1 protein-coding gene is annotated in these 592 nt (G+C 70.6%); it reads left to right on the plus strand.

Going from position 1 to position 592, the window contains the following annotated elements; all coding sequences use genetic code 11:
• Nucleotides 1-592 (plus strand): sigma 54-interacting transcriptional regulator (locus N878_RS25260; protein ID WP_021446249.1); only part of this gene is annotated, 592 nt, incomplete at both ends.

A 592-nucleotide genomic window follows, 5' to 3' on the forward strand; every position in this document is an offset into this window, starting at 1 on the left:
TCCCGGAAACCCTGGTCGAGGCCGAGCTGTTCGGCACCGCGCCGGGGGCCTTCACCGGCGCCGAGCGCAAGGCGCGCATCGGCAAGTTCGAGGTGGCCAACGGCGGCACGCTGTTTCTCGACGAGATCGGCGACCTGCCGCTGCCCTTGCAGGCCAAGCTGCTGCGGGTGCTGCAGGAGCAGGAGGTGGAGCCGCTCGGCTCCAACCAGGTCAAGCCGCTCAACGTGCGGGTGATCGCCGCCACCCATATCGACCTGGAGGCCAAGGTGGCGGCCGGGCAGTTTCGCGGCGATCTGTACTACCGCCTCAACGTGCTGGCCTTGCAGGTACCGCCCTTGCGCGAGCGGCGCGAGGACATCCCGGCGCTGGTGGAGTACCTGCTCGACGATATCGCCAACCGCTCCGCCCAGGCGCCCATGGAGCTGAGCGCCAAGGCGCTGGCCTTGCTCGCCCGCCAGCCCTGGAAGGGCAACGTGCGCGAACTGCGCAACCTGCTCGAGCGCGCCCAGCTGGATGTCGACGGCCCGCTGCTGGATGTGGCCCAGTTGCAGCCGCTGCTGGCCGCGCCCGGCAGCGCCGGAGCGCTGGAACC

It is taken from the genome of Pseudomonas sp. EGD-AK9 (genome assembly GCF_000465935.2).
Lineage (GTDB): Bacteria > Pseudomonadota > Gammaproteobacteria > Pseudomonadales > Pseudomonadaceae > Aquipseudomonas.